Raw genomic sequence first — 8,441 nt, forward strand, 5'->3', positions numbered from 1 at the left:
CCTTCGATCACTCACTCGCCAGCCCAGCCCTACAAGTGAAGGTCACGGAGGCGTGCGCGCTGCTGTCAGCGCGGGAGGAACGGTTAAGCCGTTTGGCGGACGCAATCGCCGCTTGGGAAGCCGCGCAGTCGGCAAGCGTCCCGCAAAACATTCTCACCCGTCTTGGAAGCCTCAACGCGTTCGACATAGCGGAATTGCGGGGAACGGATGAGAAAACGCTCAGGAAGGCGCAGACGCTCAAGGAACGGACCGATCGGCTATTCGCGCAGCAAACGGCCCTTGATGTCACTGCGTTGGGTTGGTTCATTGACGTATCTTCGGCTATACCTAGCGCCATCGATGTGACGGCGCTCCTGCGTGAGGCAGTCAATGCAGAAGGATGGCGGCTCGTTACTGATCGAATGGAGGCGGATGTCATTTTGCATCTATCAGGGCAGGAGCGGCAGAGCACGACAACTGTGGGAAGCCGGCAGGCCAACGGCGCACTTGTGGAGATCGGTGCCGAGGCGCGATGGCTTCTGGGGCACCTCGCGCAACCCTCGCCTCGCTGCGGCCAGTGCAGGGCGAACCACCTAACGACCGTCACGGGAAAGGACATACGGTCCTGCAAACGTGATGCTCGGCGCGTTGACTTTTGAGCGGCAGTGCGCGACATGACGGAAGACCGGATTAGCGGGGCGCGAGGCGTGGAACGAGGCAAACAAGCGGGTGGGCTTGGGCGGATGCGGTCGATGCGTCTTGTGTCGATCATTGCGTCACTTGTGCTCGCGCTTTTTGTGTTGCCATTCGACAGACACACAGCCGATCTGGAAGGTGCGGCGCTTGCCCAACTGGCTTCGAGTCAAGATCATTTGGCCTCTCACGCGCCGTACCAGGGCCAGGGCGAAACCACTGAACAGGGTTGCGCCGCCTATTGCGCACTGGCGGCATGCAGTTCTGCCGCTGTTGGCACAAGCGCGGCATCGGCGGTGGCGGTTGCGATGCCGGTCTGTGGCCGGATCCTGCTGCCCGGCGGCGTGGTGCCGACGGGGCAGGTGCCCGAGCCGGGGTGGCGGCCTCCGATTTATTCCTGATGTGGATTCCGCGCGCCCACGCCGTTCTGACGGCGTAGTCGCGGGGTCGATGAGCCTCTGCAGCCCCACCAGCGGGTCTGCGCGGGGGCATGCGAAACAACGGGCACCGCCCGGTTCACCACATCCAGGAAAACAACCGATGAACAAACCACATTTCACAACCCGCAGGGGCTTTGTCGCCTCGTTGGGTTTTGGCGGCGTCAGCCTTTACGGGCTGTGGGTCGCCTATGGCGCGGCACCCGGGCCACTGGCGCTTTTCAAGCCGAATGCGGCAGAAGCCGCAGTCGCGGGTGCCCATGGCGGCGGGCACGCGGCGGCAGTTGATACCGACGTCGTGGAGGAGTTCCGCCGCCTGCACGCCGCGTTTGTCGAACGCTTTGCGACGGCGGACGGCGCGGTGCAACCGCGCGTATTGGCCGAGGCGGAGCCCGAAATGGCGCACATGGCAGCGAGTACTGGTGCTGCCGGACCTGCAACCCATGATATGGCGATGATGGCAGCGTTGCGGGTTGCGCCCGAGGCTGCGGCAGGAGGCCATGGCGCGGGGCACGGGGTCGCTGCGGCGGAACCAGCCGAAGAGATGGCCGCCATGGATGCCGGTGCCGCGCATGCGGGTACCGACGAAGCCGCCCCGGACACGGCACACGATGCCCACGCCGATACTGCGGAGGGCGCGCCGATCGAGATCTATCTGCTTGCCGAACGCTGGTATTTCGAACCCGCGCATTTGCGGCTCGAATCCGGCGTAGCATATCGCTTCCGCATGCTGGCCGCTGACATTCCGCACGGTGCCTCGATCGCACTTGGCGGTGGCAGCCGAATGGCGCGGCTGCGGCCCGGTGCTGTGACCGAAATGGAGCTGCGGTTCGACCGGCCCGGCGAGCATCTGGTCTATTGTTCGCTTTATTGCGGGCAGGGGCATGATCTGATGCAAGCCCGCATCGAAGTAGTGTGAGGGGAACAAAATGACCGATATCGTGAAACGGCGCTTTGCAGCCCTTCCGGGGCCTGACCAGTATTTGTTGCGCTCGATCTCTGCCATTGCGCTCTTGGCGCTGGCAATTGGCGTTGCGGGTGGGGTTCTTACCGCGCTTGCCCGCGCCGGGTTTCTGGATCTGCTGCCCGAAACCGCTTACCGAATGTTGACGCTGCACGGCGTCAACGTGTTTTTCTTCTGGCTCTACATGGCGCAGGCCGCGCTCCTGTTGGGCTTTGCCGCGATTGAGGATGGTCGCGGGCTGGCCTTGCGTGGGGTGGCGGTGGTTGGGTTCGCGGCAATGCTCGGCGGGTTTCTGGTCAGCCTCTACGCCGCCAGTTCCGGCACCCCCCTGCTCTACGACGGCACCCCGGCGCTTGCGGCGGAAGAGCCTGCAACGCTGCTGGCCTTCAACGGCGGCTATGTGCTGCTGGGACTGGGGTTGATGGTGCTGCCGGTGGCACCCATCGCAACGCTGTTGCGCAAGCGCCCCGATGCCCCGCGCGAGCCGATGAGCGCCACGGGTTTTGCGCTCTTTGTCTGGGCGGGGTTCCTGATTGTCAGCGGGTTCGCGGCGATCCATGCCTTTCTGCCCGGCATGCTGTGGGCGCTTGGTCTGGGGGCGTTTCCGGCCTCGCAGGGCACCAACTGGCATATCCTGTTCCACAACCTGCACTATCTGCCGCTGATGGCGACGGTGTTGATCTGGTATGTGCTGGTGCAGGCCCTGACCGGGGTGAAGTCGGTCTTTGGGGCGCGGTTTTCCAAGATCGTGTTCTCGGCTTATCTGGTCTTTGTGCCGCCGACCTCGCTTTATCACATGTTCCTTGAACCCGATCTGCCCGCCACGGTGCGCGTAGTCGGCTCGCTCCTGTCACTGTTCGTAAGCGTGCCGACGCTGACCGCATTCCTGATCATCATCGCCTCGCTCGAGGTGCATGCGCGGGCCAATGGCGCGCGCGGGCTGTTTGGCTGGCTGGGGCACCTGCCGTGGCACAACCCGGCCATGGCCGCGATGGGGGCGGCGGTCTTGAACATGGGCCTCGGATTGGCGCTCGCGTTCGTGCTGATCCAGGCAGAGCTGGCACCGCTTCTGTCGGATACCTTCTTCGTGCCCGGCTACTTCCACTTCTTCACCGTCGGCACCGTCAGCTTTACGCTGCTGGCGGCGTTTTCGGTGATGTTGCCGGGGCTTGGCGGGCGCAACATCGCCTGGCCGGGGGTAATGCGCTGGATGCCGTGGCTCGCCACTTTCGGGTTGCTGCTCTTTGGCGGCGCCGGGGTGGCGGCGGGCTATCTGGGTGTGCCGCGCCGGGTGATGGATATCAGCTACGGCGGCGAGGCACCGGCGTATTGGCAGGCGCTGATGGCGACCGTGGGCGTGGGCGGCAGCGTGATGGCGCTGGCGCTGGCGGTCTTTGCGGCGGGCGTGGCGATGGCGCTGCTGCCGCGCAGGATCGGCGCTACGGTGGGGCTGCCAGATACCGGCCTCGGCTGGGGTGCGGCGGCGATACCGGCGGGCACCAAGGCCTGGGTGGGGCCGCTGGCGATCCTGGTGATCGTGCTGGCGATGTATGGCTTCACCACCATCGGCTTCGAGTTGATGCAATCGCTGCCGCTGACCGCCTCGGGCGGCGCGGGCCATTGAGAAAGGACTGAGCAAATGAACGAAGATTTCTGGCTGGTGCTGCCGGTGGCAATAGTCTGGGCAATTCTGGCGCTGGTCTATGCGCTGGCACCCTGGGGCGACATGATCGGCTATGCCCGCGTCTGGGGCTTTGGCGCGGTGCTGTTTCTCGGCCTCGCCGCGCTGCTATGGCGGCGTACAAGGGCGGGGCAAGGCCCGGTAAACGACTGAGCAATCCGATGCCCGGTGCGAAAGCGCCGGGCATCAGACTCAACGAAGGCGGCACGGCCACATTGCTGCACAAGCAGGGCGGTGGCATGTATCGCCCCCGCGCCTGCGGCGATGCCGGAATGCGACGCAGCCGACTGCCAGCCTCGGCGTTTGCAGCCCGCATTCCGTCACGGCGCGCAGAAAATCGCCCGCATCATGCTTTTGCAGTTGCTCGATCAAGGGCATACTGGTCTTGGTCATCAGGTTTCCCCGGAACCGCCGCTTACCCCGATCCACCTTGTGCCGGAACTGGGCAGCTAGCCGAACTGTCTGCCGCAATGATGCGCAGGATCGCCGGTCGCGAGGTCGGCAAGGATCGGGCAATCGGGCCGATCGTCGCCGGCGCAGGCATCGATCAGATGCGCAAGGGTTTTTCGCATCTCGGTTAACCCTTCGATTTTTCGGTCGATGCAGTCCAGATGGCTCCGGGCGACCTGCTTGACGTCGGCGCTGCTGCGGTCCCGGTCACGGTAAAGTGCCAGCAAGGTGCGGCAGTCCTCAATAGCGAAGCCGAGCGAGCGGGCGCGGCCAAGAAAGGCGAGTTTGTGCAGGTCGCTTTCCCGAAAGCTGCGATACCCGTTGGCAGCGCGAAGCGGCTCGATCAGCCCGATCTCCTCGTAATACCGTATGGTCTTGGCCGGCAGGCCGGATAGCTGCGCCACATCTCCAATGTTCATTTGCCCTATCCTCCTGCGGCGGCAACGGGACCTGGCGCAGCAGACCCGAGCAGCCACGCGTTTCAGATAGATGGCTTCCAGCAAGTGCAAGGTCAATGTCTCACCAATCGTGATGCCGGAACCTTCCGCAGATTTTCTGCAAGTCCACCCTTGACCTTCCACCGCTGGAAACTCCCACCTTGGGCAAACACGCCCAGGAGGCCAGCATGACCAAATTCAACGTTCCGGAAATGAGCTGCGGACACTGCACCGCGACCATCACCCGCGCGATCGGCACCGTTGACGCGAGCGCCAAGGTCGAATGCGATCTGGCATCGCACACGGTGACAGTCGCTGGTTCTTCCGCCCGCGATCCGGCGCTGATTGCAGCTATGAAAGCCGCGGGCTACGCCGCAACGCCGACGCTCTGAGCGGTCGCACCGGCGGCGATCAGCCAGGAATACCGTTTTCGCGCTGCACTTCGCGAATATAGGTCTCGATGCTTTTCACGATGCCCGGCGGCACCGCCGGGACCGGGGCCATATCGCCGAAAGGCCAATGATGCGCAGGTACCCCATTTTTCACTGCCGACAGGAACGAGACCAGAGGGTGGTGGTTCGGTTCGTAGATGAAATGGATCAAGGGGGGCGCGGTGCCATTGATGCCTGCGGCGTTTTCGCCGTGGCACGCCGCGCATTTCGCGTCAAATGCCCGCTTGCCAGTCTGCGCCATTGGCGACAGGGTTTCCGGCAACTTCGGGGCAACCAGGGGTGCGCCAAGCGCAATGCCAGAAGTGTCGGGTGGAACCATCGAGTGGCCGGGCACCATTGGTTGCCCAAAGGAAATGGTTTGGGCGCCGAGATCATCGGGCAGGAAGCCCGTGAACAGCATCGCAGCAAGGCCCAAGGCAAGTGGGTTTCGCATCAGGTAACCGCCTCGATTTGCGGCCTGCTGCCGTTGAAAAGGGCCAGAATGGGCTGTCGGCGCGCAAAATGGCCATGTTGCGTCAGTCATCTTTCCGGTCCATCGTGGTTGCATGCGCTGCCTTCTGCGACCTTCCCGCACTGGAAGGTCAACCGGTCTGCACTCACGAATTGGTGAAATTGTGCCGCTTGACCTTCCAGCAGCAGGAAGCAGCAGGTTGCGGAGACGGAATATTTGGATAGGACCAGTCATGGCACACAACCACAACCACCCTGCGCACGGCATCAGCCATGGCATCCCGCAAGGTGCGGCGACCGCGACCGACCTGGTTTGCGGCATGACCGTGGCTGTCACGCCAAAGGCGCGGTCGCTCGATCATGGCGGGCAGAGCTACTATTTCTGCTCCGAAAAGTGCCAGACCACCTTTGCGGCGGACCCCTATTTCTATACCTCGGGAAATGCTGCCAGGCGCGGCGCGGTGGCGCAAAAGGGGGTTCAATATACCTGCCCCATGCACCCCGAGATCCTCCGCGATGCCCCCGGCAACTGCCCGATCTGCGGCATGGCGCTGGAGCCGATGCTGCCCGCAGATGCGCCTTCGGCGGAACTGGCCGATTTCACCCGGCGGATGTGGATCAGCGCGGCGGCTGCGGTGCCGCTGGTCGTACTGACAATGGGGGCCTACATCGGTTTCCCGATCCGCGCGTGGATCGGCCACCCCTGGGCAGGCTATGTAGAATTTGCGCTGGCCACGCCGATCATTCTCTGGGCAGCGCAACCCTTCTTCCGGCGCGGCTGGGATTCCATCCTCAACCGCTCGCCCAACATGTGGACGCTGATCGCGCTCGGGGTCGGCGCTGCCTATCTCTATTCGTTGGTTGCCACGTTTCTGCCCGGCGTGTTCCCCGAGCAATACCGGGCGGGCGAGGGTGTTGGCACATATTACGAGGCGGCGGTGGTGATTGTGGCGCTGATCTTCGTCGGTCAGGTGCTGGAACTGCGCGCCCGCGAGCGTACCGGCGACGCGATCCGCGCATTGCTGGATCTGGCACCAAAGACCGCGCGCCGGATCCTGCCCGACGGCAGCGAATATGATGCGCCGCTGGAAAACGTCATGGTGGGTGACAGGCTGCGGTTGCGGCCGGGCGATGCGGTGCCGGTTGACGCGGTGGTGATCTCCGGCACCTCGTCGCTTGACGAAAGCATGCTGACGGGCGAATCGATGCCGGTGGAAAAAGCCGAAGGCGACCTTGTGACCGGTGCCACCATCAACAAGAACGGCAGCCTGGTGATCGAGGCGGTGAAAGTGGGGGCCGACACGGTGCTCAGCCAGATCGTCGAAATGGTGCAGAACGCCCGCCGGTCGCGCGCGCCGATCCAGGCGCTTGTCGACAAGGTTTCGGCGGTATTCGTGCCGACCGTGGTGGCGATAGCGCTTGCGGCATTTGCCGCCTGGCTGCTGATCGGGCCAGAGCCCGCCTTCGTCTTTTCGATGGCGGCGGCGGTATCGGTGCTGATCATCGCCTGCCCCTGTGCCCTTGGCCTGGCAACGCCGATCTCGATCACCACCGCTGCTGGGCGCGGTGCGCAATCGGGGGTGCTGATCAAGGATGCAGAGGCGCTGGAGCGGATGGCAAAGGTCGATACGCTGATCGTCGACAAGACCGGCACGCTGACCGAGGGGCGCCCGAAACTGACCGATGTGCTGGTTCTGGCCGAGGAACCCGAGGCGGTGATCCTGACCTTGGCGGCCACGCTGGAAATGGGCTCGGAACATCCGCTGGCCGAGGCGATTATCGCGGGCGCAGCCGAGCGGGGCATCAAGCCGGGCGAAACTGAAGGCTTTGAAGCGGTCACCGGCAAGGGCGTGATGGGCAGCGTCGGCGGGCGCAAGGTTGCCTTGGGCAACGCGGCAATGATGGCCGACCTCGGGCTGGAGACCGAAGCCGCCGAGGCGGCCGCCGATGCGTTGCGCGGTGAAGGCAAGACCGCGATGTTCGTGGCGGTTGACGGCAAGGTTGCCGGTATCGTGGCGGTGGCCGACCCGATCAAGACCACCGCAGCCGCCGCTATCCGCGCGCTTCATGCGCAGGGGATGCGGGTGATCATGGCCACCGGCGACAATGCGCGCACTGCGCAGGCAGTGGCGGCAAGGCTTGGCATCGACGAGGTGCACGCCGGGGTGTTGCCTGCGGCCAAGAAAGACTTGATCGATCAGTTGCGCCAGGGCGGTCACAGGGTTGCGATGGCAGGCGACGGGGTGAATGATGCCCCGGCGCTGGCCGCCGCCGATGTCGGCATCGCCATGGGCACCGGTGCCGACGTGGCAATGGAAAGCGCCGGGATCACGCTCTTGGGCGGCGATCTGATGGGTATCGTGCGGGCCCGCAAGCTGGCCCGCGCCACGTTGCGCAACATCCGCCAGAACCTGTTCTTCGCCTTCATCTACAACGCGGCAGGAGTGCCGATCGCGGCGGGGGTGCTCTACCCGGTGTTCGGGCTGTTGCTTTCGCCGATGATCGCGGCGGCGGCAATGAGCCTTTCGTCGGTTTCGGTGATAACCAACGCGCTTCGGCTGCGAAGGGTGCGGCTTTAGTGCGCGTGGGCCGCTTCATCGCGCATCTTTGGCAACTTCCTCGGGCTGGAGCAAGCCGGTCGCGCGGGATGCCCCGCGTGATCAAACCCTCCGCGCCCCTAGTGTTCGACACCTGACGCAGGATTCCCGCCGGTGCCATGCTGTGGCATAGTCGGAGGATGAGACGCTCCGACATCTGCCTTTTCCTTGGCCCCGCCGACCGCGCTGAGCTTCAAGCTCTGCTGACCAACCGCAACACGGCGCGCAAGCTCGCGTGGCGGGCGGGCATCGTGCTCGCGACCGCAGACGGTCAGGGCACCGTCGAGATCATGCGGCGGAC

Annotated in this window: 9 protein-coding genes; 7 read left to right on the forward strand and 2 right to left on the reverse strand. The window is 64.4% G+C overall.

The window, feature by feature from the left end:
- The 5 genes from Q8J98_RS04550 to Q8J98_RS04570 all read left to right on the forward strand — a co-directional run.
- Nucleotides 1-638, forward strand: a 638-nt coding sequence (locus Q8J98_RS04550; protein WP_305293332.1) for a hypothetical protein, incomplete at its 5' end; no start/stop codon positions are given.
- A gap of 15 nt (nt 639-653) precedes the next feature.
- Nucleotides 654-1,073 (forward strand): hypothetical protein, encoded by a 420-nt coding sequence (locus tag Q8J98_RS04555; protein WP_305293333.1) that lies wholly within the window; start codon nt 654-656, stop codon nt 1,071-1,073.
- Nucleotides 1,074-1,212: 139 nt separating this feature from the next.
- Nucleotides 1,213-2,028: a hypothetical protein gene (locus Q8J98_RS04560; protein WP_305293334.1), complete on the forward strand. Its 816-nt coding sequence runs from the start codon at nt 1,213-1,215 to the stop codon at nt 2,026-2,028.
- A 10-nt stretch (nt 2,029-2,038) separates the two neighbouring features.
- A complete protein-coding gene (locus Q8J98_RS04565) occupies nt 2,039-3,697 on the forward strand; it encodes a cbb3-type cytochrome c oxidase subunit I (protein WP_305293335.1) in 1,659 nt (552 codons plus the stop codon).
- Nucleotides 3,698-3,712: 15 nt separating this feature from the next.
- The gene (locus Q8J98_RS04570; RefSeq protein ID WP_305293336.1) at nt 3,713-3,907 is read left to right on the forward strand and encodes a hypothetical protein; all 195 of its coding nucleotides are present in this window, start codon (nt 3,713-3,715) and stop codon (nt 3,905-3,907) included.
- 296 nt (nt 3,908-4,203) lie between these two features.
- On the opposite strand, the gene cueR is transcribed toward Q8J98_RS04570, so the two are convergent.
- Nucleotides 4,204-4,623, reverse strand: coding sequence for a Cu(I)-responsive transcriptional regulator (gene cueR / locus Q8J98_RS04575; RefSeq protein ID WP_305183703.1), 420 nt, complete (start codon nt 4,621-4,623; stop codon nt 4,204-4,206).
- A 206-nt stretch (nt 4,624-4,829) separates the two neighbouring features.
- Here cueR and Q8J98_RS04580 point away from each other — a divergent pair, with 206 nt between their 5' ends.
- Nucleotides 4,830-5,033 carry a heavy-metal-associated domain-containing protein gene (locus Q8J98_RS04580; protein ID WP_305293337.1) on the forward strand — a complete coding sequence of 68 codons (204 nt, stop codon included), beginning with the start codon at nt 4,830-4,832 and terminating at the stop codon, nt 5,031-5,033.
- A 19-nt stretch (nt 5,034-5,052) separates the two neighbouring features.
- On the opposite strand, the gene Q8J98_RS04585 is transcribed toward Q8J98_RS04580, so the two are convergent.
- Nucleotides 5,053-5,778 (reverse strand): cytochrome c, encoded by a 726-nt coding sequence (locus tag Q8J98_RS04585; protein ID WP_305293338.1) that lies wholly within the window; start codon nt 5,776-5,778, stop codon nt 5,053-5,055.
- Here Q8J98_RS04585 and Q8J98_RS04590 point away from each other — a divergent pair.
- On the forward strand, nt 5,777-8,122 hold the full coding sequence (locus Q8J98_RS04590; protein WP_305293339.1) for a heavy metal translocating P-type ATPase: 2,346 nt from the start codon (nt 5,777-5,779) through the stop codon (nt 8,120-8,122). The genes Q8J98_RS04585 and Q8J98_RS04590 overlap by 2 nt on opposite strands.
- Nucleotides 8,123-8,441: the final 319 nt, after the last annotated feature.

Source organism: Phaeovulum sp. (assembly GCF_030684035.1).
Lineage (GTDB): Bacteria > Pseudomonadota > Alphaproteobacteria > Rhodobacterales > Rhodobacteraceae > UBA6213.

Coding starts and splice junctions, on each gene's coding strand:
- Q8J98_RS04555 (WP_305293333.1), top strand. CDS start 654: ATGACGGAAGACCGGATTAGCGGGGCGCGAGGCGTGGAACGAGGCAAA.
- Q8J98_RS04560 (WP_305293334.1), top strand. CDS start 1,213: ATGAACAAACCACATTTCACAACCCGCAGGGGCTTTGTCGCCTCGTTG.
- Q8J98_RS04565 (WP_305293335.1), top strand. CDS start 2,039: ATGACCGATATCGTGAAACGGCGCTTTGCAGCCCTTCCGGGGCCTGAC.
- Q8J98_RS04570 (WP_305293336.1), top strand. CDS start 3,713: ATGAACGAAGATTTCTGGCTGGTGCTGCCGGTGGCAATAGTCTGGGCA.
- cueR (WP_305183703.1), bottom strand. CDS start 4,623: ATGAACATTGGAGATGTGGCGCAGCTATCCGGCCTGCCGGCCAAGACC.
- Q8J98_RS04580 (WP_305293337.1), top strand. CDS start 4,830: ATGACCAAATTCAACGTTCCGGAAATGAGCTGCGGACACTGCACCGCG.
- Q8J98_RS04590 (WP_305293339.1), top strand. CDS start 5,777: ATGGCACACAACCACAACCACCCTGCGCACGGCATCAGCCATGGCATC.
- Q8J98_RS04585 (WP_305293338.1), bottom strand. CDS start 5,778: ATGACTGGTCCTATCCAAATATTCCGTCTCCGCAACCTGCTGCTTCCT.